At 69.2% G+C, this 25,218-nt stretch carries 21 protein-coding genes; 18 read left to right on the forward strand and 3 right to left on the reverse strand.

The features are described from left to right. The first annotated feature begins 656 nt into the window (after positions 1-656). The 17 genes from ACFVFH_RS07290 (at position 657) to ACFVFH_RS07370 (ending at position 18,933) form a co-directional block, all read left to right on the forward strand. Complete coding sequence (locus tag ACFVFH_RS07290) at positions 657-1,523, forward strand: hypothetical protein (RefSeq protein ID WP_383764615.1); 867 nt, start codon at positions 657-659, stop codon at positions 1,521-1,523. Positions 1,524-1,632: 109 nt separating this feature from the next. Further along, entirely contained in the window at positions 1,633-2,340 is a 708-nt protein-coding gene (gene cpaB / locus ACFVFH_RS07295; RefSeq protein ID WP_093550270.1) for a Flp pilus assembly protein CpaB, read from the forward strand. Between the two features lie 7 nt (positions 2,341-2,347). Beyond that, complete coding sequence (locus tag ACFVFH_RS07300; RefSeq protein WP_383764618.1) at positions 2,348-3,631, forward strand: CpaE family protein; 1,284 nt, start codon at positions 2,348-2,350, stop codon at positions 3,629-3,631. A 90-nt stretch (positions 3,632-3,721) separates the two neighbouring features. Further along, the gene (locus ACFVFH_RS07305; RefSeq protein ID WP_383764621.1) at positions 3,722-4,114 is read left to right on the forward strand and encodes a TadE family protein; all 393 of its coding nucleotides are present in this window, start codon (positions 3,722-3,724) and stop codon (positions 4,112-4,114) included. Positions 4,115-4,116: 2 nt separating this feature from the next. Further along, on the forward strand, positions 4,117-4,503 hold the full coding sequence (locus tag ACFVFH_RS07310) for a TadE family protein (RefSeq protein WP_383765572.1): 387 nt from the start codon (positions 4,117-4,119) through the stop codon (positions 4,501-4,503). A gap of 59 nt (positions 4,504-4,562) precedes the next feature. Continuing rightward, positions 4,563-5,900 (forward strand): CpaF family protein, encoded by a 1,338-nt coding sequence (locus ACFVFH_RS07315; RefSeq protein ID WP_383764623.1) that lies wholly within the window; start codon positions 4,563-4,565, stop codon positions 5,898-5,900. A gap of 10 nt (positions 5,901-5,910) precedes the next feature. Continuing rightward, entirely contained in the window at positions 5,911-6,849 is a 939-nt protein-coding gene (locus ACFVFH_RS07320) for a type II secretion system F family protein (RefSeq protein WP_383764626.1), read from the forward strand. Positions 6,850-6,863: 14 nt separating this feature from the next. Continuing rightward, positions 6,864-7,751 (forward strand): DUF5936 domain-containing protein, encoded by an 888-nt coding sequence (locus ACFVFH_RS07325; RefSeq protein ID WP_383765574.1) that lies wholly within the window; start codon positions 6,864-6,866, stop codon positions 7,749-7,751. 51 nt (positions 7,752-7,802) lie between these two features. Further along, a complete protein-coding gene (locus ACFVFH_RS07330; RefSeq protein ID WP_383764629.1) occupies positions 7,803-9,119 on the forward strand; it encodes a sensor histidine kinase in 1,317 nt (438 codons plus the stop codon). Positions 9,120-9,171: 52 nt separating this feature from the next. Further along, complete coding sequence (locus ACFVFH_RS07335) at positions 9,172-10,269, forward strand: response regulator (RefSeq protein ID WP_383764632.1); 1,098 nt, start codon at positions 9,172-9,174, stop codon at positions 10,267-10,269. Between the two features lie 254 nt (positions 10,270-10,523). Next, on the forward strand, positions 10,524-10,754 hold the full coding sequence (locus ACFVFH_RS07340) for a Flp family type IVb pilin (protein ID WP_383764635.1): 231 nt from the start codon (positions 10,524-10,526) through the stop codon (positions 10,752-10,754). After that, positions 10,754-11,368: a pilus assembly protein TadG-related protein gene (locus ACFVFH_RS07345; RefSeq protein ID WP_383764638.1), complete on the forward strand. Its 615-nt coding sequence runs from the start codon at positions 10,754-10,756 to the stop codon at positions 11,366-11,368. The genes ACFVFH_RS07340 and ACFVFH_RS07345 overlap by 1 nt, the downstream gene beginning before the upstream one ends. A 31-nt stretch (positions 11,369-11,399) precedes the next feature. Next, the gene (locus ACFVFH_RS07350; protein WP_383764640.1) at positions 11,400-12,014 is read left to right on the forward strand and encodes a hypothetical protein; all 615 of its coding nucleotides are present in this window, start codon (positions 11,400-11,402) and stop codon (positions 12,012-12,014) included. Between the two features lie 53 nt (positions 12,015-12,067). Then, on the forward strand, positions 12,068-12,673 hold the full coding sequence (locus ACFVFH_RS07355; protein ID WP_383764643.1) for an OmpA family protein: 606 nt from the start codon (positions 12,068-12,070) through the stop codon (positions 12,671-12,673). A gap of 436 nt (positions 12,674-13,109) precedes the next feature. Further along, positions 13,110-14,696 carry an N-6 DNA methylase gene (locus ACFVFH_RS07360; protein ID WP_383764646.1) on the forward strand — a complete coding sequence of 529 codons (1,587 nt, stop codon included), beginning with the start codon at positions 13,110-13,112 and terminating at the stop codon, positions 14,694-14,696. Then, positions 14,689-15,846 carry a restriction endonuclease subunit S gene (locus tag ACFVFH_RS07365; RefSeq protein ID WP_383764648.1) on the forward strand — a complete coding sequence of 386 codons (1,158 nt, stop codon included), beginning with the start codon at positions 14,689-14,691 and terminating at the stop codon, positions 15,844-15,846. The genes ACFVFH_RS07360 and ACFVFH_RS07365 overlap by 8 nt, the downstream gene beginning before the upstream one ends. 12 nt (positions 15,847-15,858) lie before the next feature. Beyond that, positions 15,859-18,933: a type I restriction endonuclease subunit R gene (locus ACFVFH_RS07370; protein ID WP_383764652.1), complete on the forward strand. Its 3,075-nt coding sequence runs from the start codon at positions 15,859-15,861 to the stop codon at positions 18,931-18,933. A 52-nt stretch (positions 18,934-18,985) separates the two neighbouring features. On the opposite strand, the gene ACFVFH_RS07375 is transcribed toward ACFVFH_RS07370, so the two are convergent. From ACFVFH_RS07375 to ACFVFH_RS07385, 3 genes are all read right to left on the reverse strand, one after another. Then, positions 18,986-20,281, reverse strand: a complete 1,296-nt coding sequence (locus ACFVFH_RS07375; protein WP_383764655.1) for a serine hydrolase domain-containing protein — start codon at positions 20,279-20,281, stop codon at positions 18,986-18,988. A gap of 70 nt (positions 20,282-20,351) precedes the next feature. Then, entirely contained in the window at positions 20,352-22,985 is a 2,634-nt protein-coding gene (locus ACFVFH_RS07380) for an MDR family MFS transporter (protein ID WP_383764658.1), read from the reverse strand. A 192-nt stretch (positions 22,986-23,177) separates the two neighbouring features. Then, entirely contained in the window at positions 23,178-23,897 is a 720-nt protein-coding gene (locus ACFVFH_RS07385; protein ID WP_383764661.1) for an HAD family hydrolase, read from the reverse strand. Positions 23,898-24,306: 409 nt separating this feature from the next. Here ACFVFH_RS07385 and ACFVFH_RS07390 point away from each other — a divergent pair, with 409 nt between their 5' ends. Continuing rightward, positions 24,307-25,176: an LLM class F420-dependent oxidoreductase gene (locus ACFVFH_RS07390; protein ID WP_383764663.1), complete on the forward strand. Its 870-nt coding sequence runs from the start codon at positions 24,307-24,309 to the stop codon at positions 25,174-25,176. Positions 25,177-25,218: the final 42 nt, after the last annotated feature.

Consider the following 25,218-nt stretch of genomic DNA (forward strand, 5'->3'; position numbering starts at 1 on the left):
ACGAGCCGACGGGGGACCGGCGGTACTCCGGGCCGTCCGGGAGGTGACGGGGAGAAGAAGGGGATGTGGAGTTGAGGAACGGTGGCCACCGCTGGCCGATAAACTGGTCCAGACCAATCAAGTTGTCAAGACCTCTGGCAATGAGAGCCGTGGCGAGCGCATGGCCCGGCCGGGTCCGTACGCGCTCCGCTTGTGCCCCCCGATGCCCTCCGCGGCGCCCCTCGCGAGGGGCGAAGTCCAGTCGACGCGCCTGTGAATTGACGTTTTGTTGACTTCGCGGAAGCCCGTACGAGTGAGGGGGCGGAGTGCTCGGACAGTGACGATCCGGGGTCCCGGGTGCGTCCGGTGCGCAAGGATCCGTATCCGCGCTGACGTGCGCGGATGAATTCACGGCGCAAGATGACCGGCAGGTGGATCCGTAACCCTCCGCAGTTGTACAGAAGTTGACGATTTTCGATTTGATCCGATTTAGCACTCAGGTGTTACGCGGGCGACTCGCACATGTTGTCGGACTGGCCTCCGAAAAGTGTTCTCTGCCAGGTAGGACGTGGATAAAGTGCTGAGGCAGAACCGCGGAGCAGGAGCGATTGCGGCCGACGTCATGACCGGCGTCGGCCGGAGCCGAAACGGGGAACAGCGTGCCGACCGCAATAGCAGTGACCAGTGCTGACTTGGTACTACCTCCGACCGATCAGCAGACACCGACAGCCGCCCTGCTGCAGGCACCCGATGCCCAGGCGCTGGAGATGGCCATCGGTGACATGCACGTGCTCCTCGAACAGCACGGCTATGTCGTCGCCGTCTACCCCTCCGCCATCCCGCCCGCCCACGAGCGCCGGCTCTACTCCGTGCGCTCGGTCCTGGAGAGCGACCGCATCGCCCTGGTCAAGGTGGACCTCCCGCCGCTGGGCGTCGCCGTACTCGTCAGGCAGCTGCGCCAGTTGTCGATCTGTGACTTCAGCCCCGGGGTGGTCGCCTCCGCCGCCCGGCTGCTGACGCACTACATCCACGCCGGCGCCCTGCTCCACTCGGTCACCAGGTTCGACCGGGTGCCGGTCGACCTCAGGACCCATGCGAAGTCCTGGGTGCCCGGTTCGCAGTTCGCCGTGGTCGCGGGTCCCGAGCCGCAGCTCGTCAGGGTCGGCCCGAAGGCCGACCCGCCGACCGGCCCGGAATTCGGCACCCACCTCATGACCGCCAAAGGGCAGTCGCAGTCGGAGTGGGTGAAGGAGACCCTCGCGCCCGCGTGGCAGGTCCAGGCCATTCACGAGTCCGCACTTCCGTCCGAATCCCCGGCATGGTGGGGAACCGGAAAACTGGTGGAATTCGCCGCCTATTTGCCAGACATCTCCGTCCTGTACCAATTGGTGTCCTCCGTACGCCGTGAGAACTGCCACTGGTGCGGAATGGACCTCATCGGTGATCGCTGCGGGTTCTGCTCCTCCCCGCTACCCGCGGCCGAGAACCGAATGCACTCCGCCGGTGTCCTCAGCCATGAAGCGCTCGCCCCACCACTGTCCTAGTACCACGGCAGTCCTCGTACCACCGCAGTCCCAGCGCTTCCGCTTTCCTCCGTAGACGCCCTTCCGTCCGCTGCCCCACGCATCCGAATCGAACGAGGTTGTCCGGTCCATGAACTCCCGTCAGCGCCGCGGCGTGATACTCCTGCTTTTGTCGGTTCTGTGCGCCTTCGGCGCCTTCGCCGGCGTGCTCTCGGTGATCAGCGACGTCAACTCCAAGGTCGGGCCGGAAGTTTCGGCCTACCAGCTGAGGTCCGACGTAGCGCCCTACACCGCACTGTCCTCCGGGCAGTTCGAGAAGATATCGATGCCCAAGCGCTGGCTCTCCCACAACGCGGTCACCGATCTCTCCGAGGTGAACGGCAAGATCGCCGTCACCCAGCTGCGCAAGGGCTCGCTGCTCCAGTCCGACATGATGCAGCGCCGCCCCGAACTCCAGCCCGGGGAGCAGGAGATCGCCATCATGATCGACGCCGCGACCGGCGTCGCGGGCAAGATCACCCCCGGTGCCACCGTCAACATCTACGCCACCTTCGCCGGTGAGCGCGACGGCGACCCGTCCCAGTCGAAGGTCATCGTCTCCAACGCCAAGGTCCTGGACGTCGGCAAGCTGACCGCCCTGGAGCCCAACCACGACGGCAAGTCCAACATGGGCACCGAGGCCGTCCCGATCACCTTCGCGCTCAACACGCTCGACACCCAGCGCATCGCCTACGCCGAGTCCTTCGCGGAGCACGTACGCCTCGCGCTCCTGGCCTCCGGCAGCGACAGCACCATCCGTCCCGGCGACCGCACCTACACGCTCGACAAGGACAAGTGAGGATCGAATGACCACCAGGATCCTCCCGGCCGTCGGTGACGTCGACGCGGCCAGATCCGTCACCACCCTGCTCAGCCAGCTCCCCGACGCCGAGCCGGCCGCTCCCGTGACCGACTCGACCCAGCTCATCGACACCCTCGCCCGGCTCGCGGGCGAGGCGCTCGACGATCTGCCCGAGGTCGTGCTGGTCCACGAGCGGATCGGACCGGTGCCGGCGCTGGAACTGATCCGGGAGGTCTCCCTGCGCTTCCCCGCCATAGGGGTCGTGCTGATCACCGCCGATGTCACCCCCGGCCTCTTCTCGTCCGCGATGGAGTCGGGCGCGCGTGGCGTCGTCACCCTCCCCCTCAGTTACGAAGAACTGGCCAACAGGGTTCAATCCGCGGCCCAGTGGTCCGTCGGCGTCCGCCGCCACCTGACCACCGGCAACGACGTGTTCACCGGCCCCGGCGGTACGGTCGTCACGGTCAGCGGCGCCAAGGGCGGCGTCGGCACCACGCTCACCGCCGTACAGATCGCCCTGGCGGCCCAGGCGTCCGGGCGCAGCGTGGCCCTGGTCGACATGGACCTCCAGGCCGGTGACATCGGCTCGTACCTCGATGTGCAGTTCCGGCGGTCGATCGTCGACCTGTCGACGATCACCGACATATCGCCGCGCGTCCTGTCCGACGCCGTGTTCAGCCACGGCACCGGTCTGGCGCTGCTCCTGGCCCCCGGCGAGGGCGAGAGCGCCGAGGAGGTCAGCGACCGCTCGGCCCGGCAGATCGTCAGCGCGATGCGCTCGCGCTACGAGGTCCTGGTGGTCGACTGCGGCAGCCAGCTCCAGGGCGCCAGCGCGGCCGCCATCGAGATGGCCGACACGGCGCTCCTGGTCACCACACCCGATGTGATCGCGGTACGCGGCGCCAAGCGCGTCGTACGGATGTGGGACCGGCTCCAGATCCGCAAGGCGGAGGAGACGGTCACCGTCGTCAACCGGTTCATCCGCAACACCGAGATCCAGCCGCAGCTGATCGAGAAGATCACCGGCACCAGCACGGCCAACACGGCGATCCCCGCGAACTTCAAGGAGCTCCAGAGCGTCGTCGACGCGGGCCGGCTGCATGAGCTCGATTCCAAGAGCACGGTCAAACAGGCCCTCTGGGCCCTTGCGGGCGAGCTCGGCATCGTCAAGGTTCCTGAGAAGGCGGAAAAGAACGGCGCGAAGAGCAGCGCGAAGTTCAAGAACGACCGAGGCTCGATCGGGCGCCGCCGCGACCGCGACGGCACCCGGAACCTGCCGACGACCTAGGGGGCAAGTTGACCAATGGCACTTACCGAGACGAAAGACACGGAGATACGGGGAAGGCGTTACGGTGACGCCGCCCCGGCGCGGGGCGGAATGCGCGTCCGCCTCCTGGGCCGGGGACGGGACCGCGGCCAGACCGCGATCGAGTTCCTGGGCGTCACACCGCTGATCATCCTGCTGTTCATCGCGCTCTGGCAGTGCGCGCTGATCGGCTACACGTTCTCCCTGGCGGGGAACTCGGCGGACGAGGCGGCGCACAAGGGGGCCATCTCGGAGGGATCGCGGGGACAGGCGTGCCGGGAAGCCGCCGCGGAGGACCTGCCGACGGTCTGGCGGGATTCGATGAAGCGGACGTCGTGCCAGAGCTCGGGTGGTTTGTACAAGGCCACGGTGAAGCTCCGCGTACCGGTCCTGGTGCCCGGCGTACTCAACTGGCCGATGACCATCGAGGGCAACGCCGCGTCGCCGTTGGAGGCTGAGCGATGAGCATGCGCGTACACACACGGAGGGCTGCCGGGACTCGCCGGGACCGTGGTCAAGTAGCCATCGAGTACATGGGCTTCATCCCGCTGCTGCTTCTGGTGGGCCTCTTCGCGATTCAGCTGGGGGTCGCCGCGTATGCCGCGAACCAGGCGGGCACCGGCGCCCGCGCGGCCGCGCGTACCGCCACCCAGGACATGTCGCGCGGGGACTCGGAACGGGCCGGGCGCGAGGCGATGAGCGACTGGCTCGGCAGCTACAAGAACTCGAAGTTCAGGCGCGAGGGCGGGACCGGCTCGGTGACGTACACCACTCGCGTCAGGATCCCCTCCGTCGTGCCCGGCATCGACGACTGGGGCTGGGCCAAGCGCAGCTCCACCATGCCGCGAGGGTGAGCGGGTCCCGCACAGCGCAACCGGAGCACCACAAGCACGTCTGAGCGAGGAGTTACGCAATGAGTCTGCGGGCACGCATGACCGCCCCCGAGAAGAACGGCGGGGCGCGGGAGGACAGCCACATGGTGGCCACCTACCGCGCCAAGCTGCTCGAAGAGATCGACCTGGCCGAGATGTCCTCGCTCGCCGCCGCAGACCGGCGAGCGCGGTTGGAGCGCGTGCTCAGCCACATCATCAGCCGTGAAGGACCGGTCCTCTCCACCGTCGAACGCACCCAACTGATCCGAAGGGTCGTCGACGAGGCTCTCGGCCTCGGCATTCTGGAACCGCTTCTCGAAGACGCGTCCATCACCGAAATCATGGTGAACGGACCGGACCAGATCTTTGTCGAGCGCAGTGGCAAGGTCGAGAAGCTGCCCATGCGCTTCAGCTCGCACGAACAGCTGATGCAGACCATCGAGCGCATCGTCTCGACCGTCAACCGACGCGTCGACGAGTCGAACCCCATGGTCGACGCGCGTCTACCCAGCGGCGAACGTGTCAACGTGATCATCCCGCCGCTGTCGCTGACCGGGGCGACGCTCACCATCCGACGGTTCCCGAGGGCCTTCACACTCCAGGAAATGATCAATGTCGGCTCGCTCGACGAGCAGATGCTGATCCTGCTGTCCGGGCTCGTGCAGGCGAAACTGAACGTGATCGTCTCCGGAGCCACCGGTACCGGGAAGACGACTCTCCTCAACGCGCTCTCCGGCCTCATTCCCGACAGGGAACGCATCGTCACCATCGAGGACTCCGCCGAGCTCCAGCTCCAGCAGAGCCACGTCATCCGGCTGGAGTCCCGCCCGGCGAACGTGGAGGGCAAGGGCCAGATCACCATTCGCGACCTGGTCCGCAACTCCCTGCGTATGCGCCCCGACCGCATCGTCGTCGGTGAGGTCCGTGGCGGTGAATCGCTGGACATGCTCCAGGCGATGTCGACCGGTCACGACGGCTCGCTCGCCACCGTCCACGCCAACAACGCCGAGGACGCGCTCATGCGTCTGCAGACCCTGGCCTCGATGTCCGAGATCGAGATCCCGTTCGAGGCACTGCACGACCAGATCAACAGCGCCGTCGACGTCATCGTCCAGCTCACCCGGCACGCCGACGGTTCCCGGAAGATCACCGAGATCGCCGTCCTCGACTCGCACGGGCGCGATCCCTACCGCATCGTCACCGTCGCCAAGTTCGACGCCCAGCCGATGGACGCCGAGGGGCGGATCAACGGCGAGTTCACCTACCTCCCGATCCCGCGCAAGATCGCCGAGCGCCTCTACATGGCCAGCCAGCCCGTCCCGCAGGCCTTCGGGGTCGCCGAATCCGCCGAACAGCTCGCCACCCGAGAGGCCAACTAGGTAACGTGCCATGACGAATCTCCCTCTTCTCACCATCGGCGTCACGCTGCTCGCCGGGGTCACCGGCGTCGTGGGTCTACACGCGTACAGCGGGGGCAAGGCAGACCGGGACGCCTTGGTGGACCGTCTTTCGCACACGGGACACATCCCGGAGACCGGCCGACGCCGTCGATTCCGAGCGGTGGACAGCCGGTTGCGGAAGACCGGCCTGGGCCGGAAGCTCGAACTGAAGCTGGCCGCCACCGGTCTCGACATCACTCCCGGCGAGTTCTTCGTCTACGCGGTCGTCGCGCTGGCCGGGTTCTGGATGCTCGCCTCGTCCGTGCTCGCCAGCTTCTTCGGTCCGGTGGCCGCACTCGTCGGCCTCTGGGGAACCAATGCCTTCCTGAACTGGCAACGGACCAAACGCACGGAGCACTTCATCAACCAGCTCCCCGAACTCGCCCGCATCCTCGCCAACGCCACCCAGGCCGGCCTCGCCCTGCGCACCTCCATAGGAATGGCGGCCGACGAGCTGGAGGACCCGGCAGGCGAGGAACTGGCCAGGGTCGCCCGTCGCCTGGCCGTCGGTGAACCCCTCGAAGACGCGATGAGCGAACTGACCGACCGGCTGCCCTCCCGCGAGCTCGTCGTCCTCGTGACCACCCTGGTTCTGTCCAACCGGGCCGGCGGTACGGTCGTCAGCTCGCTGCGCAACCTCACCGAGACGCTGGAGGAGCGCAAGGAGACCCGGCGCGAGGTCAAGACCCAGCTCTCCCAGGTGACGGTCACGGCCTATGCCGTTCCCGCGTTCGGCCTGGGCGCCATGCTCCTGATGAATGCCGTCATGCCCGGCGCACTCGACCGCATGACGGGCGCCTTCATCGGGCAGGTCGCGGTGATCGTGTCCCTGGCCCTGTACGCGATCGGATTCATCGTGATCCGACGCCTGTCCAAGATCGACGTCTGATGGGCGGCGCACACATGGATCTGCTGCTGGCAGGCGTCATAGGCCTTGCGGTCTTCGGCGCCATCGCGGGTGTCCGCATGTACCGGGCCGATGCGAAGCTCCCCGGTGACCTGGCCATCGCTCTGGAAGTCGGTTCGACCCGCACCACCGCGGTCGGCTCCGGCATCGACCGCCTGGGCATGCGCTGGGCTCCCATGGTGCTCAGGATGATGGGCCCCAAGGCGGTCAACAAGAAGCGCCACCAGATCGACATGGCGGGTAACCCGGGCGGTCTGACCATCGACCGCTACGCCGCCCGTCGCGCCGTCTACGGTGGACTCGGCCTGCTCGGTGCGTTCTCGATGATCATCCGCGGGCAGATCTTCCTCTCCCTCGTACTGATCGCCTTCGGGCTGTTCTGGGTCGAGGTCGGCATCTGGTCCGCGGTCCGCATCCGCCGTGACCACATCGACCGGACGCTGCCCGACTTCCTCGATGTGCTCGCCGTCGTCGTCTCCGCCGGCCTCGGCTTCCGGCAGGCCCTGGCCCGGGTCGCCGAGAAGTACGAGGGCCCCTGGGCCGACGAGCTGCGCATCACCCTGCGCCAGATGGACATGGGCGTCAGCCGCCGCGAGGCGTTCGAGCAGCTACGCAAGCGCAATGACTCGGAGCAGGTCGCGATGTTCGTGACCACACTCCAGCAGGGCGAGGAGCTCGGCGCGCCGATCGTCGAGACGCTGATCCAGATCGCCAACGACATGCGGCGCACCGACGCCCAGAACGCCCGCCGGAAGGCGGCCAGGGCCGTTCCCAAGGCGACCTTCGCGGTCACCACGTTCCTGCTGCCCGGAACGCTCGTGATGCTGACGGTCGGATTCGTCTACGGAGTCAACGTCGACTTCAGCACGCTCATGGGCGGATGACGTGAACGAGGCGGACGGTGGGCAGAACCGTCGGAGGGAGGTGACAGGCTCATGTCGTTCCAGCTCGGCAGCATCCAGACCGGACTGAACGCCCAGGTGCGTCAGGCGATTGCCGATCCCGGTGCACGCCCCGCGTTCGCGATCCAGCTCAACGCGCTCCAGGCGATGTGCCGCCAGGTCTTCGGCTTCAGGCTCGCCATGATCGCCATCGCCACACCGTTCGCCATCGACCACACCGCCTCGGGTCTCGCCACGTGGCTGATCGGTTCCGCCGTTCTCAGCACCTTCATGGGCAGTTACGTGCTGTTCCGCGACTGGGAACGCTTTGGCCCCGTTCTGCTGCGCCATCCCTGGCTGCTCGGCATTGACGCCTTCTTCGGCGCGTTGCTGCTGGTCACCGCCTCGCCGGAATCGACCCTGGCCTACGTCACCGTGTGCACTCCGCTCCTGGCCGGGCTGGTGTACGGCTGGCGGGGCGCCGCGGTCTTCGCGGCGCTCCAGACCGCGATCGTCCTCGGTGTGTACGGGACGGACCCGAAGCTGGAGCCCGCCAACGCGACGGCGTTCCTCCTGCCCGGCTTCTGTGTGATTGCCGGAGCGGTCGGAGTGACCCTGCGTAATCTCCTCCTCCGCTTCGGCTCCGCCAGCCAGGCCCTCACCGAGACCCGGGCCCGGCTCGCCGTCAGCGAGGCCGTGGAGGGCGAGCGCACCAGGCTCGCCCGGGAAATGCACGACTCGGTGGCCAAGACCCTGCACGGCCTGGCCCTGGCCGCGGACGGCCTGGCGGTGTCCTCCGACCGGATGGACCCGCTCACCGTCAAGCACCAGGCCGAACTGGTCGCCCGCGCCGCCCGCCGGGCCGCCGCCGAGTCCCGTGAACTCCTCTCCGACCTGCGCCGCGAGTCCGGACTCGACGGCGGCGTGGACGTCGCACGTGAGCTCCGCGCGCGGGCCGAGGACTTCTCGCGGCGGCACGGACTCACCGCCGCCTTCCGGCTGCTCGACGACGCCCCGATCCCGCAGGTCCCCCAGGCCGTCGCCCGCCAGCTGCTCACCATCGCCTCCGAAGCGATGGAGAACGCCCACCGTCACGCACAACCCACCTACCTCGTCGTACTCGCAGGTGTGAAGGGCGACGTCCTGCGCGTCAGCGTGTACGACGACGGGCGCGGCCTGCCCCCGGGCACGACGCTCGACGACCTCCGGCGCGCCGGGCACTTCGGCCTGGTCGGCATGGTCGAGCGCGCCGCGTCCATCGGGGCCCGCATCCGTATCGGAAAGGGGAAGGCGACCAAGGGCACCGAGGTCCGCCTGGAACTCCCGATCGCCGCGCTGCTCGCCACCTCCGGCGCCGAGCAGCCCGGCTGAACAGCTCCGTTTCCACCCTCACCCCCCATTGACACCTGAGAGGAGGTCGCAGATGCCGGACGACATCTCCCGCGCGTCGGGCCAGAACCGGGCCGCACAGCACCACGCGTCCCAGCACACGTCCTCGCACATCACCCCGCTCAACTCGGAACCCAGCTCCCAGGGGTTCCCCGTCCCCCAGCAGTCCGCGGCATCCGAGCCCATACCTCCCTTCCCCGCGGCGGCACCCATGGCCGTGCCCGGCGCCCTGCGGGTCGTCGTCGCCGACGACAACCCGGTGGTCCGGGCCGGCCTCGGCGTCCTGCTCTCCGGCCGCGACGACATCGAGGTCGTGGCGGAGGCCGCGGACGGCCGCCAGGCCTACGACATGGCCGTCCAGCACCGTCCGGACGTCGTTCTGCTCGACGTCCGGATGCCCGGCGTGGACGGCATCTCCGCCCTTCCGCACCTCGTGCGGATCGCACCCGTGATGATGCTGACCTACAGCCGTGAGAACGAGATCGTCCACGAGGCGCTGCGCCTCGGCGCGAGCGGTTACCTGGTCCACGGCGAGTTCACGGCCGACCAGCTGGTGCAGGCCGTACGCGACACGAAGGACGGCCGGGCCCACTTCACGGCCACCGCCGCCAACGCCCTCCTCGCCCATATGCGCCAGGGGCCCGGACCTCAGGGACAGCCCCTCCCCGAGGGGCTCGGCACGGCTCTGACCACGGGCGTTCCTTATCAGGGCCCCGGATACGACAGCCACCCCCCGAGTTCCGTTCAGCAACACGGTGCGCCTGCACACATACCCAAGCCCGAACCGTCTCCACCTGCGCCGCGACCCGTTCGAGCACCCCAGGGTCTTTCGCATCTGCAACCGGTTGTGGCACAGTCTTCCATGACCGGGGAACCGGGCGTGACGTTCAACAGGCAGCAGTACGGGCTGAGTTCACGGGAGGTGGAGGTCATGGAGCTGATCGCGTCCGGCATGAGCAATCAGCAGATCGCCGCCACCTGCTTCATCAGCGAGAAGACGGTCAAGAACCACATCAACCGCATCTTCACCAAGCTGCACAGTGCGAGCCGGAGCGAGGCCATCGCCCGCTGGCTCGGCACGGCCCCCTCGGCGGGGCAAGGAGCGCGCGAGGCCGGTGGTCACCGTGGCTGAGCGGCCGACCGGGAGCAGGACCGTGACGGTGCGCGTGGGGCGTGGGGCCCGGACGCGCGTATCGGTGCCACAGACCCAACTGACGCTTTGGGCCCGGGAATGGGCCCTGGGACCCTCCGGCGAGCGGGGCGCGTCGCCGTATGTTTCTCATGTCGCCAGCGGCACCGGCCAGGAGGAAGCCGGTACCGCGGGCGACACCCAAGAAACTTGCGAGTCGGCCGGCTTCCGGTCGGCCGAACCCGGAGGGGAACACCATGTCGAACATCACCCTGAAGACTGCCGTCCGCGTCAACGGCTGGGCCAACACCGCCGTCAGCGCCATCCAGAAGCGTTACGAGGCCAAGGACCGCGGCCAGACGGCGTTCGAGTACCTGGGCATCATCCTGGTGGTCGTGGCGATCATCGGCGCGATCGCGGCCTCCGGCATCGGCGGCTCGATCTCGAGCAAGATCTCCGACCTGGTGTCGCAGATCAAGGCCGGCTAATGATCGCGAAACTCCGCGGCGAGGCAGGGCAGGCTTTCCCCATCTATGTCGTGATGGTGGCGGGCCTGCTCTTCCTCGCGTTTGCCTTCTTTACCGTCGGCAAGGCTGCGGCCTTGCGCAACGGAGCCCAGGGCGCAGCGGACGCTGCTGCGCTCGCTGCTGCCCAGGAGTCCCGCAGGCAGTTCGAGGGTCCGTTCATCGCTTCACTTCCCGAGAGCATGTTGGACTTGTTCCTTCAGGCGCACCCGGTCACCGGGTGCCCTGCGGCGCATGCGATGGCAGCGGAGAACGACGCGAAGCTCACCGGCCCCGGCTGCATCGCGACGCCCGGCGGCGAGCGCGACGAGATCAGGGTCGACGTCAAGACTCTCAAGCCCGTGGGCAAGTCCGTGGTTCCCGGCATGAGGCGCACGTTCGCCAACGGGCACGCCACTGCCGTCATCGAGTGGCGCTGCCCCAAGTGGAGGTCCGTCGACTACGACGACGACACCGTCCAGGACATGTACTTCTTCACGTGCAGGGGAGGAGAGATGCTCGCAATCAGTCCGAGCAGCCCCCCGCCCTGGGAACAGGTGAGCAAGATTCTCTTTGACGTGCACCTGGTCGACAGTTGACAGTGAACGACGAGTAAAGGAATCAGAAGCGATGAGCATTCGGCGCTCCATCAAGTCCCGAAGGGCAGTGGCAGCCGTCTCGATGGCAGCGGCACTGGCCCTGGCTGTCACCGGCTGCGGTGCCGACGACGGCGGAGGGACGAAGGACACCGGTTCGCCGTCCTCCCCCGCGTCTCCGAAGTCCTCCGACGAGGACAAGGGAAAGAAGCAGGAGGACACCGCGGCCGGGGAGAATGTGGACCCGAATGTGAAGCTCGCTGAGGCCAGGGGCGACAAGAACATGCTGCTGGTCGTCAACCAGGTGAAGCGGGACTCCGGCGGATTCGTCACGGTCCAGGGCGAGTTGAAGAACCAGGGTCAGACCGTCGTCAACCCGTCCGCCTGGGCCGGCGGCGAGGCCGCCATCGTCAGCAAGAACTTGAACTCCGTCGGTGGTGCGACGCTCGTGGACAAGGCCGGGAAGAAGCGCTATTACATCCTCCGGGACACCGATGGTCGTTGCCTGTGCACGACCGGGATGTCCGCCGTACAACCCGGCGCATCGGTACCGGTGTTCATGCAGTTCCCGGCGCCGCCCGCCGAGACGACCGAGGTCGACTTCAACCTGCCGACCTTCGCCACCACGTCGCTGAAGATCTCCGGGTGACGGGCGAGATGACACACACCTGCAAGCGACGCGGTCCGGTTCGGCTGACAGGCATGGCCATTGCGACGGTGGTGCTGATGGCCGGCACATCGGTGATGGGCGCGTCGGCTGCCCTGGCCGACGACGGACCGAGCGTTCCGCCGGGTACCGAAGCGTCTGCGGCTCCGCCGGTGGCGGTGGACGGCAAGGACCCCGACCTGAAGATGGTCGACGGTGCCACGCTGGCTCCCGCGAAGGTTCTCGACATCATCCAGGTCGTCGAGGACATGGGCGGCGAGGAACGTCGTGAGGACAGCAACGCGAGCATCAAGTTCGCGCTCCAGGCCGAAGTCCTCTTCGGCAAGGACAGCGCGAAGCTGAGCTCCGCCGCCAACTCCCGTATCGCCGCCATCGCCGCCGAGATCAAGAAGCAGAACGCCACCAAGGTGCGCGTCTTCGGCTTCACCGACAACCTCGGCTCGTCGGCCCACGGCGACGTGCTGTCCAAGCAGCGCGCCAACGCGGTGCAGGCGGTGCTGGTGAAGGATCTCGGATCGACCGTCACCTTCGAGATCCGTGGCTACGGCGAGCAGTACCCGATCGCCGACAACAGCACGGAAGAAGGACGGAAGAAGAACCGCCGCGTGGAGGTCTCCTTCCCGCGCGGCACGTCTTCCTGAGGAACCGCGCCACAACAGGGGCCCGGCACCGCGAGCGCATCGGCGCGTCGCGGGGCCGGGCCCTCGCGCTCACCGCCGGTGCTCGGCCTTGTCGGCCTTGGGGCCGGGGCCGGACGCACCGCGGCATGCCGGCAGACCGACGGGCGAGCGGTGCCGTTGACGGCCTCTGGTGGCCGGGGAGACCGCATGGGCGGCGGTCGGAGGGTGCAGAGGGTGGCTGCCCGGCCGAGCGACCCAACAGGTGTGGCCTCGGTGGCCCAACTGCCGTATTTCATGGCCCGGGAGAGGGATACCGTTGGCGAGTCGCCCGCGCGGCGGCCCTTCGGCAGGCCAAGAGCTGTGTGCAGGTGTCGGGCGTGTCCGAAATAGGATGACTGGTAGAGCCGCAACGGTCCCCGGATCGCCCCCTTCGATCAGCAAGGACACCCCCCGACTGATGGCAGTGACGCAGCAGGAGATCGAGAGCCGGTTGTGGGACGCCGCCGACGAGCTGCGCGCCGTGATGGCCGAGGCACAGTACTCCTCGGTCGTCTTCCCGCTCATGTTCTGGAAGTACCTGTCGGATACCTGGGAGCACCAGCACCAGCAGTTCCTGGTGGAGAACGAAGGGGTGGATCTCTCCCCCGAGGAGGCCCACGAGATCGAGTACCGCGACTACCAGTCGTTCGAGATCCCGTTCATCTGTCCTGGCACCCTCCTGGAGCGACGCGCCTCCTGGTCGTCCGTCCTCGCCACCATCACCCAGTCCGGACTCGGCCAACGGGTCCGTGCCTCCTTGCAGGCCATCGAGACGGCCAACCCCGACAAGTTCCCCCGTCTCTTCGGGGCCATGACCTGGACGTCCGAAGAGGTGCTGTCGACGGAGGTGCTGGCAGCGGTCATGCAGGCGATGGACCGCACCCCGAAGATGCACGAGGACAACATGTCCCACGACGTGCTCGGCGGGGCCTACGAGTACCTGCTGAAGCGGTTCTCCGACGGGTCCGGCACCCGCGCCTACCAGTTCGTCACACCACGGGACGTCGTCGAGCTGATCGTGGAACTCCTGGACCCCAAGGGCTTCGAGTCGGTGTACGACCCCACGTGCGGGTCGGGCGGCATGCTGATCGCTTCCGTGAACCTTCTGAAGGCCCGTGGCGGACGCCAGTACACCCTCGATCTCTACGGGCAGGAGGCCGCGCCGGACACGGCCGGTGTGGCGCGCATGAACCTCTTCATGCATAACCTGACCCAGTTCCAGGTCGAGGTCGGCGACACGTTGAAGGACCCGCGCTTCAAGACGCCGGACGGGTCTCTCGCGCAGTTCGACGTGGTCCTCGCCGCCCCGCCGTACAGCCTGAAGTGGAAGCCCTGGAGCAACGACCCGCGCGCCATCGGTGGGGTCGCCGCGCAGTCGGCGGCGGACTGGGCGTTCGTGCAGCACATGATCGCGTCGATGAAACCGAAGAAGGGGCGCGCCGGCGTGGTCCTGCCCCACGGTGTCCTCTTCCGGGGCGGCCAGGAAGCGGCCATCCGTAAGCGCGTCCTGGACGATGACCTGCTGGAAGCGGTCATCGGCCTGCCCGCGAACCTCTTCTACACCACGACGATCGCGACCTGTGTCCTCGTGTTCCGAGCCCCCGGCACCAAGAGCGAGGGACGCCGGGACGGGGTGCTGTTCATCGATGCCTCCAAGGGATTCACCCGGGCCAGGAACCGCAACGTCCTGACCGAAGCGGACATCGCCGCCGTGGTGAGCGCCTACGGCCCGGAACGCGACCCGGAGCCGGGCTCGGACGACGCGGAGCCCGACTCGGGATCCGGCGGGAGCGGTCTCGCGTCGCGGTTCGTCCCCACCGCGGAGATCGCGGCGAACGGACACGATCTCACCATCGGCCGCTACATCAGGCGGACCGTCGCCGAGCAGGAAGACCTCGGCACCGTGATCGACTGCTACAACCTCGCCCGTGCCGAGCGGCGGAAGGCCGAGCAGCGGATGCTCGAAGTGCTCGCGGCGGCGGGCATCGAGGGCTTCGATGAGTGACCGTGGGGAGTGGGGGGAGGCGGCGCTGAGCGAGGCCTCGACGGTCGTCATGGGCTCGTCGCCGCCGGGGGACACCTACAACTCGCTCGGCCACGGCCTGCCGTTCCTGCAGGGAAGCGCGGAGTTCGGTGAGCACCGGCCCGCTCCGGTGAAGTGGTGCAGCGCTCCCCTGAAGGTGGCCGAGCCGGGAGACCTCCTGGTCAGTGTGAGGGCTCCGGTCGGCGACACGAACTTCGCCGTCGAGCGCACGGCCATCGGCCGGGGCCTGGCGGCCGTGTCGTCCACCGACCGGGCCACGACGGCCTACCTCCGCCTCGCGATCCAGGATTCGGCCACCGAGCTTCTCACGCGTTCCAGTCCGGGGATGTTCTCCAGCATCACGGCGAAGGCGCTGAGGAGTTTCAGGGTTCCGCTCCCGCCGCTGCCCGCGCAGGAGCGGATCGTGGAGGTCATCGGCGCCGTCGACGGCCAGATCACCGCACTCGATGCGGAGGCGGGGGCGCTGGCGGCCGTCTACCGGGCGGCGACGACACTGCTCTGGCGCACGGCCCGGGGCGATGAGGCCGCGGCGCGGCCGCTCGGCGAAGCGATGCGCCTCGACATCGCACGGACACCGATGGTCGCGGGAACGGTCTACCGCCTCGCCGGAGTGCTCAGCGCCGGCAACGGACTGGTGGACAAAGGCGAGTTCGACGGTGCGGACACCGAGTACGCCACGATGAACGTTCTTCGGGAGAACCAGGTGGTGATGCGGCAGCTGACTGCCTGGGAGGGGCCGATCACGGTGGTTCCCGCGGAGTTCGACGGCTTCGTCGCGAGCAATGAGTTCCCCACCTTCACCCTGGCCGAGGACATCGTGCCGGGATGGGTCAGACATGTCTGTCGGACGCCTCGGCTGTGGGCCGAGATGGAGAGCAGGGTCGTCGGGACCGTACAGCGCCGCAAGCGGCTCAAACCCGACCAGCTCCTGTCGGTGGCCCTCCCCGTCCCGTCCCGGTTGGAGCAGCGACGGACCGCCGAGGCCCTGGACGCCATCGAGGAGCAGATCGCGGTGATCCGTGACGAAGCCGCCGGGTTGCGCAGGGCGCGGGCCGGCCTGCTGTCCGGGCTGCTGGACCGCACCATCGATATCGACTCCACCACCGAGTGAAAGGGCTGAGCCGTGGCGAAGGGCATTCGGGAGCGTGAGTTGAAGGATCTGATGATCCAGTGGTCCCTCCCGTTGGGCTGGAGCTTCACCGAGGGACGGGCGTTGTCGCGCAAGACCACGCAGACGATCGTGCCGTCGGACCTGCGAGACGCCCTCGTACGGCTGAACCCCGGGGTGATCGACGGGTTCGATGTGGACGCCGTGGTGGAGAACATCGCGGCGATCGTCAACGACGTCGACGGCAGCCTGGTACGGGCCAACGAGCGGGTTCTGAACCTGCTGCGCGGGCGGAAGGAGTTCCGGGGCGACGACGGCGTCTGGCACGCGCTGAAGATCATCGACTTCGAACACCCGGCCGCCAATTCCCTCGTCGTCTCGGACGAGGTGACCATCACGGTCCCCGGCAAGACCTCCCGCCGGTTCGACCTCGTGTACTGGGTCAACGGGCTGTCCCTCGTCGTGGTCGAGGTGAAGTCGCCGACCTCGAAGTCGGGGTGGACCGACGCCGCCCGGCAGATCAATGACGTGTACGCCGCCGAGTACCCGTGGTTCTTCACCCCCAATGTCTTCGCTGTGGCGTCCGACGGGCTGAAGCTGCGCTTCGGCGCCGCCGGCGCGCCCGTCAACCTGTGGCAGCCGTTCCGGTCCACCGACGACGAGAAGCTGTCCGGACAGGGCGATGTGCGGCGCTCCGTCGAACTGCTGCTGAACCCGGTCACCGTCCTGGACATGCTCGACAACTTCGCCCTCTTCGACACCTCCGGGGGCGGGGCCGACAAGAAGTACCTGCCCCGCTACCCGCAGATGGAGGCCGCGCACCTGATCCATGAGCGTGTCCTGAAAGGCGGGACCAAGGGGCTGATCTGGCACCACCAGGGATCCGGGAAGACGCTGCTGATGGTGTTCGCGGCCGCGCTGCTGCTGACCGACACCCGCACCGACTCACCCACGATCATCCTGCTCTCCGACCGTGCTCAGCTGGTACGGCAGACCTCCGGGGTGTTCACCTCCGCCATGGGGGACGCCTGCTTCCACCAGCCCGGCACGAGCCGGGAGCTGCGGTCCCTGCTGACCGGCGACGTACGCGGCGTCATTTCCACGACCGTCCACAAGTTCGCCGACGCGGGCGAGAACCTCTCGGCCCGGGGCAACATCATCGTGCTCGTCGACGAGGCCCACCGCACCCAGTCCTCCCAGTCGAACTCCCTGGCCGGGCAGATGCGTGCCGCGCTGCCGAACGCCAAGTTCTTCGGCATGACCGGCACCCCCGTGCGGAACCTGGCCACCGACACGTTCACCCTCTTCGGTGAGGAGCGCGACCCGGACAGGGTGCTGCACCGGTACTCGGTGTCCCGGTCCCTGCTGGACGAGGCGACCGTGCCGGTCATGCTCGACTCGCACCCGGTCGACTTCGAACTGGCCGACCAGGCACTGCAGGCGGAGTTCGACCAGTTCGCCGACGACTACGACCTCGACGACCCCGACCGTGAAGCCCTGTCCCGTAAATTCGGGCGCCTCACCTCGGTGTTCGCCAATCCCGACCGCATCCACGCGGTCTGCCAGGACATCGTGGACCACTATCTGGCCGGCGCCTACCGCAACGGCCTGAAGGCCCAGGTCGTCGCCTTCAACCGCGAACTGGCCGTGGCGTACACGGACAGGATCAACAAGCTGCTGGCCGGCCACGAAGCGTCGCGGGTGCTCGCCGGGATCGGGAAGCACGAGCGGATCACCGCCGAGGTGAACATCTCCGTCTCGGACGCCAAGGACGAAGACCCCGCCATGCGGGCGTACCAGCTCTCGGAGACCGAGGAGGAGGAGCAGAAGCGGCGGTTCCTCACCCCGGACGACCCGCTGTGCTTCCTGGTGGTGACCGCGAAGCTGATGACGGGGTTCGACGCCCCCAACGAGGGCACCCTCTACCTGGACCGGCCGCTGAAGGCCCACACCCTGTTCCAGACGATCACCCGTCCGAACCGCACCTGGGTGTCCCCGACCGGTTTCGTGAAGACCATCGGCGTGGTCGTGGACTACATCGGTCTGGCGGGGGAGGTCCAGCGGGCCGTGGTCGACCCCACCTCGGAGGGCGGAAGCAGGGGCGGCGGGTTCGTCACCGACCTGTCCGAGCTGGTCGCCGAATTCCGCACCGCCTTCGCCCGTGTGGAGGACCTGCTCGTGGACGTGGACGGGCTGGATCTCACGGCCCACGGATACGCGTCCCTGCGGGCCATCAACACGTTCCTGGACGCCGACCCCGATGCGGCCGAGGCGTTCACCAAGGACTACCGCTTCCTGGCGCGCCTGTACCCGCTCATCAATACCGACAAGCGGGTGGCGAAGTACCAGGACGGCTTCGGTCTGTTCGGTTCCGTGTACCGGACCCTCCTCAAGGGGTCCTCCGACGAGGAGCGGAAGGAACGGCTGGGCGAGTTGGGGCCGTTGGTCCTGGAGATCATCAACGCCCACGTCCACTCCTTCTCCGTGGTCGCTTCCCCGGACGAAGCCCTCGTGCTCGACGCCCAAGGCATCGCGGCACTCAAGGACCTGCTGGCCCTGGTGCGCCCCAAGACCGGCAAGGACGACGGCGGGGACAGGACACCGCCGTCCGCGGCGGCGATCCTGGACCAGATCAAGGGCGCGCTGGAGAAGGGCGTCGAGCCGGGGTCCGCGAAGTACACCGCCCTGGCGGAGCGGATCAAGCAGCTGCGGGACCGGATCGTGCGGAACGCTCAGGACGCCCTGGAGTTCCTGGCCGAGGCACTCCGTGTGGCCCGCGCCATCGTGGACGCCGAGAAGCACCCCGACGAGGCCGTTGTCGTGCTGGACGACGACCATGTGGGCGTCCTGTCACGGCTCATCAAGGACCGTGCCCAGGGCGGCCTCACCGTCACGGAGGGCAGCCTCGCCGAGGAGATCGACCTGGTGGTCACTCGTACCCTCGCCCGGTCGTGGGACAACGCCGACGCCCGCAACCGGGGGGCCCGCCGCGCCACGGCCGAGGTCTTCCGCCGGTACGCGCTGAAACCGGTGGGGGAGCCGTACGACTCCACCGTCGCCTATATCGAAGCCCACTATCTCGTCGACTGACCGGGAGCGGGAGATGCGCGGGATTCGGAGGTCCGGACCCGGCCGCGCCCGCTCACCGCGCGGCCGCAGACACGTCGAAGTGCGACGGCCCGCCCGCTCGGCGTGCCGGTCCGTGGGTCGCGGCGGGGAGGAACGCCGTCGAAGGCGTGGCCTTTGCCGTGGCGGTCGGGGCCGCGCCGCAGAACTCCGCCTCGATCACGTTCACGTAGAGCGCGCCGTTCTCCAGCCAGTCGCCGTTGATGTTGAACGTCAACTGGTGCTTCCCGTCCTGCGTGCCCACCATCGCGGACAGCGAGCCGTTCGTACGGCCGCTCTTGCCCACCACCTTCACGCCACAGGACAGCTGCGCGAATTCGAGGCCGAGGCCGAAACCGGTGCCGTCGCCGGACGGTATCTCGTCGAGCATCTCCTTCAGCTGCGCGCCCGGGAGCAACCTGCCGTGCAGCAGGGCGTGTTGGAAGCGGTTGAGGTCGCCGGTGGTGGAGATGACGTCGCCGGACGCGCCCAGCCAGGTCATGTTCTGCTCGGTGGCGTCGTGGATCTCGGCGTCGGGGGCGTCCTGGTGGAAGCGGGAGTACGCGACGGGGTGCGGGTCCGGCATCCGGGGCGACGTGCCGGGGAACGACGTACCACGCAGGCCCAGCGGCCGGATGATGCGGCGGGTGACCTCCTGCGCGTACGAGTGGCCCGTCGCCTTCTCGATGACCATCCCGGCGATCACGAAGTTGGTGTTCGAGTACAGCGGCGCCTTCTGCGGATCGGGCTGCGGGGGGTACTTCAGCGCGACGGCCACCAGCTCTTCCGGGGTGTGGGTGTCGTACCGGTGCTCCGGGAAGCCGGGGCCCGCGGCGTCGTGCACGAACGCCGGGTCCGAGGTGTGGTTGGCGATGCCGCTGGTGTGGTTGAGGAGGCTGCGCAGGGTGATCCGGTCGGCGTCGTACCCGTTGCCGTGCACCAGTCCGGGCAGCCATGACTCGACACTGTCGTCCAGGCTCAGTCTCCCCTCCGCCTCCAGCTGGAGCAGCACGGTCGCGATGAACGTCTTGGTGATGCTGGCCCCGCGGAAGTGGTCGCCGGGGGTGCGCTCGCGGCCGGTGGCGGTGTCGGCGTGACCGGCCGTCGCGTACCAGTTCTCCCCGCCGTCGCGCACCTGGGCGGCCACCCCCGGCAGGCCGCCCTCCTCGACCAGGTCGCGCAGTGCGGCGCGGGTCGCCGCGTGGTCGTGCGGCGCCCGCTCCGCGCGGGGTGACGGGGCCGCGAGTGCGGGCGGGGCGAGCGTCGCCGCCCCCACGGCCGTGGTCACCGCCAGCGCGAGCAGTGAGGAGATACGGGCAGCACGTTGCGTCATGCGTCTTTCCTCCAGGTCACCGAGAGGGCAGGGGCTGCGCTCTCGGTGCCTGTGACGCACAACTCGGCTCTCAGGGTTGACCGTTGGGAGCTACTGCGGCGCGGTCCACGGGGGCCCCGGCCGTGACCAGCAGACCGGCGAGCAGGCTCGCGAGGAGGGTGAGGCCGACCGTCCACCACAGGACGTCGGAGTACCCGCCCGTGACCGCCGCGTCGATCTGCTTCAGGGCGCCGGAGAACGAGGGCGGCAGGTTGTGCCCGTTGAGCGGGACACCGGCCCTGGCCGCCTCGATCAGTGGCGCGGGAAGGTCCGACGCGCCGGACAGCCGGGCGGCGACCGCCGAGGCGAGGACGGTGCCGAACAGGGGCCAGGCGGCCCAGCCGCCCAGGCTCTGGGCTGCGAGGACCACCGCCGAGGTCCCGCCGGATTCCTGCGGGGCGAGACCGCCGGTCGCGGTGGTGAACAGCGGGGTGAGGGCCGGCCCGGCACCGAAACCGATGAGCAGGGTGCCCGGCAGCACCTGGGCGGTGTACGCGCTGTCGGTGTCGATCCCGGTCAGGACCGCCAGACCGGCCGCCGTGAGCAGCAGGCCCGGCACGATCAGGGCGCGGGGCGCCACCCGGTGGACCAGACGGGCGGCGACCTGAGTGGCGGAGACGGCGGCCGCCGCGGCCATGGGCAGCAGGGCCGCGCCGCTCCCGGCCACGGAGTATCCGCGGACCGTCTGGAGGTATCTGGTCAGGATCAGGAACGTGATGAGCAGGCCCGGACCGAGGAAGACCAGGGCGAGGAGGGAACCCACCCGGTCACGGTCCCTGAAGAGGCGCGCCGGGGCGAGCGCGCCGGGCGAACCGTTCTGCCGCCGCACGAACCCCGTCAGCAGGAGGGCGCCGGCCACGAGGAGCGTCAGGGGCAGCGGGGTGATCCAGCCGCCCGCACCGGCCGGGACGCCGTCGTGGACCACCTGTGCCCGGTCGAGGCCGAAGGCGAGCGTGGTGAGCCCGGCGGTGCCGAGCAGCAGCCCCGGCACGTCGGCGCGGCCGGGAGCCCGGACCGGACGGGGGTCGTGCAGCAGGGGGGCCGCGCAGACCGTGAGGAGCAGGGCGAGCCCGGCGGTCGCGTACAGCGACCAGCGCCAGCTCAGCCCCTCCGTCAGCCATGCGCTCGCGAACACACCGAACGCCATGCCGCCGCCGGCCACCGCGGCGTAGATCCCGAAGGCCCTGCCGCGTTCCTTCGGGGCGGCCGGGTCGGCGAATCCGGCGGACACCAGGGCCAGCGCGGAGACCGAGAGCAGCGCGGCGAACATGCCCTGAAGGGCGTTGGCGAGGATGAGCAGTCCACTGGAGGAGGCGAGGCCGCCGATGGCGGAAGCGACCGCGAGACCGGTGGAGCCGATGACGAACACCCGTTTGCGGCCCAGGAGATCACAGAGGTGCCCGCCGAACAGCAGCAGTACGCCGAAGCCCAGCATGTAGACGGTGGAGAGCAGGCGGACGTCGGTGGCGGAGACACCCAGGGCGACCGAGATGGACGGCAGCGCGGCACTCGTGACCGTCGTACCCATCAGCACCAGCAGTTGCGCCAGCGAGGCCATCCCCAGGACCCGCCACCGGGTGGGATGCGGGGCCGGGGCACCGGCCGGGTGCGGAGGGGCCGCCGGACCGGGCGCCCCGGGCCCGGCGTGCGGTGGCCCGCCCGCCGGGGTCGTCGGGGTGTACACGGGCTGCGGGGGGACCGGCTCCGCCGGGTCGGAAGGCCCTGGCTGGGCCGGGATGCGCGGGTCCGGCCGCGGGGCCCTGGTCTCCGGGGCGAATTCGAGCAACTGGGCCGCATGACGGCCGAGTTGGGCGAGCACCCTGCCGGGCAGCCACTCGCCGTCCTGACCGGCGGCCGTGCGTGCGGCCACCTCGGCGGGCGTGGGCCGCTGTGCCGGGTCCTTGTGCAGACACGCGCGTACGAGGTCGACCAGCGACTCCGGTACGCCGGTCAGGTCCGCCTCCTCCTCCGCTATCCGGAAGAGGTGCGCGTTCAGACCGGTCTCCGTGGCACCGAAGAGCAGGCGGCCGGTGGAGGCGTGGACGAGGACCGCTCCCAGGCAGAACACGTCACTGGCCGGGGTGAGTTCGAGTCCGCGCACCTGCTCGGGCGACATGAACCCGGGGGAGCCGATCAGCATCCCGGTGCGGGTGTGCAGGCTGTCCCCGGCCAGGCTGTCCATGGCGCGCGCGATGCCGAAGTCGATCACCCGCGGCCCGTCGACCGTCACCAGCACATTGGACGGTTTCAGATCGCGGTGGATCAGCCCCGCCCCATGCACCGACTCCAGGGCCGCGGCGAGCCGGTTGGCGAGGATGCGGACCGAGTGCTCGGGAAGCGGCCCGAAGTCCTTGGCGACCACGGTGGTGAGATCGGGGCCGGGGATGTACTGGGTGGCCACCCAGGGCACCCGCGCCTCGGTGTCGGCGTCGAGCACGGCCGCCGTCCACGTCCCGCCCACCCGCCGGGCGGCCGCCACCTCACGGGCGAACCGCCTGCGGAATTCGGGGTGCTGGGCGTATTCGGCCTGCACCACCTTCACGGCCACGGTCCGCCCGGCTTCCGAACGGCCGAGGTACACCAGACCCATGCCGCCCGCGCCCAGGCGGGCGATCAGGCGGTAGGGGCCGATGCGAGGGGGATCTTCGGCGATCAACTGGTCCACGAAGGCAAGATAGTTGAGGTATCCAAGCCGTGGTGCGGAGTTGCGGTGAACGATCGGTGCGACGGTCCGGGCAATGCCGCGCGCGGCCATCGGAGGAGCGTGCCGGGGGGGGGCGGGACTGAGCCGTCGGGGGGCGTGCGGAGTGTGTGGAGGGTGCCGAGCCGTCGGGGGAGTGTGCGGGTGGTGCCGGGGTCAGCTCTCCCGCCGCGGGCCCTGCGCCACATAGCGGCGCAGGTCCGCCGCGTCGATCCCGGCGAGGCTCTCGGCGAAGATCCGTCGCGGCGAGGGCGGTACGGGGAGCAGCGAGGGCACCACGAGGAGCGTGCAGCCCGCCGCCTCGGCCGAAGCGGCGCCGTCCGGCGAGTCCTCGACGGCGACACAGACCTCCGGGGGCACCCCGAAACGTTCCGCCGCCGCCCGGTACGGGTCCGGGTGAGGCTTGGTGCGTACGGTGTCGTCGGCCGAGAGGGTGAACGCGAACGGCACATGCGCCAGCGCGCCCCGGGTCACCGAATCGACCACCGACCGCGGAGAGGCGCTGACCAGGGCGAACGGGACGCCCTCGGCCTCCAGCTGCGACAGCAGCCGCTGGACACCGGGGCGCAGGGGCGCGCCCGCGTCGACCCGGCGGAAGAACTCGTCCCCGAGCTCCGCCGCCACCCGCTCCGTGTCGTCCCGGCCCGTGACCCGTATCAGGTGCGCCGCGGTGTCCGCGACGGCCCGGCCGACGACCTCGGGGGCGTCGGCGTCGGTGAGGCGGTGACCGATGCGGGCGGCCACCTCCCGCGTCACCTGCCACCACAGTCCCTCGGTGTCCACCAGCGTGCCGTCCATGTCGAACAGGACGGCGGCGAGGGCAGGCCGCGAGCCGGGGCCGGGGCCGGAGCGGAGGCCGGTGGAAGGTACGGACACGGGTGACTCCTGGAGCGCGAGAGGGAGAGGCGGTGGGGAGGGAGTAGAGACGGGGTGGAGGGAACAGGAGCAGGAAGAGAGAAACGGGAAGGGTGTCCCCACTTCGCCCGCAACGATCGACGCGGGGATGAATGCGGCATGGCCCCCCGGAGGCCACTGTGCGAAGAGACGACCCGCCCGGCCCGCGAGGGCATGGACCCCCGGAGGCCACTGTGCGAAGAGACGGCCCGCCCGGCCCCGCGGCGCGTTCCCCAGCATGTCGTCCGACGTGCCGACGCGCGCCGCCTCGCGTAGCGTGACAGCCGACCACGCACGGTGGTCGAGTGCGTCGGGCAGGAGGCGGTACGCCGATGGAGAGCTCGTACGGGAACCCGGCCCGCCCCGCCCCCTCGGCCCGTGGAGGCCGGACATGAAGCTCGGCCTGCACTACTGGAACTACTCGACACCGGCCGACCCCGCGCTCATCGCGCCCACGCTCGCGGAGTCGGTGCGGATCGCCGAGCAGGCGGATATCGCGTCCTTCACCGTGATGGACCACTACTTCCAGATGGAGACCGGGCGGAGCGTCGCCGACGAACCGATGCTGGAGGGGTACACCACCCTCGGCTATGTGGCCGCGCTGACCGAGCGGATGACGCTCGGCCTCATGGTCACGGGGGTGATGTACCGGCACCCCGGCCTCCTGGCCAAGATCGTCACCAGCCTCGACGTGCTCTCGGGCGGCAGGGCCAGGCTGGGCATCGGCGCCTCCTGGTACGAGCGGGAACAGTACGGGCTCGGAGTGCCCGTGGTCCCGGTCGCCGAGCGGTTCGAACGGCTGGAGGAGACGATCCGGATCTGTCTCCAGATGTGGAGCGACGACAACGGCCCGTTCCACGGCCGGCACTACCGGCTGGCCGAGACGCTGTGCGTGCCCGAGCCGATCGGCGGCCGCCCACCGATCATGATCGGCGGCGGGGGCGAGCGGAAGACCCTGCTGCTGGTCGCCCGTTACGCGGACGCGTGCAACCTCTTCGCCACCGGCCAGGAGGAAGTGGCCCGCAAACTCGACGTGCTGCGCGCCCACTGCGCCGCAGAGGACCGCGACTACGACGCCATCGCCAAGACGGTGATGTACAACGGCCCGGTGCTGGACCGGCCGGCCGCGTTCCTGGCCGACGCGGAGGCGTACGCGGAGCTGGGCATCAGCGAGATCCAACTGCTGCCCGACCGGCACCCGGTCAGCTTCGTCCACCAGGTCGCCGAGCACATCGCACCCGCCGTCGCCGCGATGGGATAGCGGACGGGCGGGCGGAGGGCTGTTCGGACAGGCGGCCGGGCC

Source organism: Streptomyces sp. NPDC057697, from assembly GCF_042799335.1.
In the GTDB taxonomy this organism is placed as follows: domain Bacteria; phylum Actinomycetota; class Actinomycetes; order Streptomycetales; family Streptomycetaceae; genus Streptomyces.

What these genes read in the sequence shown, in the direction of transcription:
- ACFVFH_RS07350 (WP_383764640.1), top strand. Translation starts at nt 11,400, where the DNA reads ATGAGCATTCGGCGCTCCATCAAGTCCCGAAGGGCAGTGGCAGCCGTC.
- ACFVFH_RS07305 (WP_383764621.1), top strand. Translation starts at nt 3,722, where the DNA reads ATGCGCGTCCGCCTCCTGGGCCGGGGACGGGACCGCGGCCAGACCGCG.
- ACFVFH_RS07345 (WP_383764638.1), top strand. Translation starts at nt 10,754, where the DNA reads ATGATCGCGAAACTCCGCGGCGAGGCAGGGCAGGCTTTCCCCATCTAT.
- ACFVFH_RS07315 (WP_383764623.1), top strand. Translation starts at nt 4,563, where the DNA reads ATGAGTCTGCGGGCACGCATGACCGCCCCCGAGAAGAACGGCGGGGCG.
- ACFVFH_RS07325 (WP_383765574.1), top strand. Translation starts at nt 6,864, where the DNA reads ATGGATCTGCTGCTGGCAGGCGTCATAGGCCTTGCGGTCTTCGGCGCC.
- ACFVFH_RS07310 (WP_383765572.1), top strand. Translation starts at nt 4,117, where the DNA reads ATGCGCGTACACACACGGAGGGCTGCCGGGACTCGCCGGGACCGTGGT.
- ACFVFH_RS07300 (WP_383764618.1), top strand. Translation starts at nt 2,348, where the DNA reads ATGACCACCAGGATCCTCCCGGCCGTCGGTGACGTCGACGCGGCCAGA.
- ACFVFH_RS07365 (WP_383764648.1), top strand. Translation starts at nt 14,689, where the DNA reads ATGAGTGACCGTGGGGAGTGGGGGGAGGCGGCGCTGAGCGAGGCCTCG.
- ACFVFH_RS07360 (WP_383764646.1), top strand. Translation starts at nt 13,110, where the DNA reads ATGGCAGTGACGCAGCAGGAGATCGAGAGCCGGTTGTGGGACGCCGCC.
- ACFVFH_RS07320 (WP_383764626.1), top strand. Translation starts at nt 5,911, where the DNA reads ATGACGAATCTCCCTCTTCTCACCATCGGCGTCACGCTGCTCGCCGGG.
- ACFVFH_RS07375 (WP_383764655.1), bottom strand. Translation starts at nt 20,281, where the DNA reads ATGACGCAACGTGCTGCCCGTATCTCCTCACTGCTCGCGCTGGCGGTG.
- ACFVFH_RS07330 (WP_383764629.1), top strand. Translation starts at nt 7,803, where the DNA reads ATGTCGTTCCAGCTCGGCAGCATCCAGACCGGACTGAACGCCCAGGTG.
- ACFVFH_RS07390 (WP_383764663.1), top strand. Translation starts at nt 24,307, where the DNA reads ATGAAGCTCGGCCTGCACTACTGGAACTACTCGACACCGGCCGACCCC.
- ACFVFH_RS07340 (WP_383764635.1), top strand. Translation starts at nt 10,524, where the DNA reads ATGTCGAACATCACCCTGAAGACTGCCGTCCGCGTCAACGGCTGGGCC.
- ACFVFH_RS07355 (WP_383764643.1), top strand. Translation starts at nt 12,068, where the DNA reads ATGGCCATTGCGACGGTGGTGCTGATGGCCGGCACATCGGTGATGGGC.
- cpaB (WP_093550270.1), top strand. Translation starts at nt 1,633, where the DNA reads ATGAACTCCCGTCAGCGCCGCGGCGTGATACTCCTGCTTTTGTCGGTT.
- ACFVFH_RS07335 (WP_383764632.1), top strand. Translation starts at nt 9,172, where the DNA reads ATGCCGGACGACATCTCCCGCGCGTCGGGCCAGAACCGGGCCGCACAG.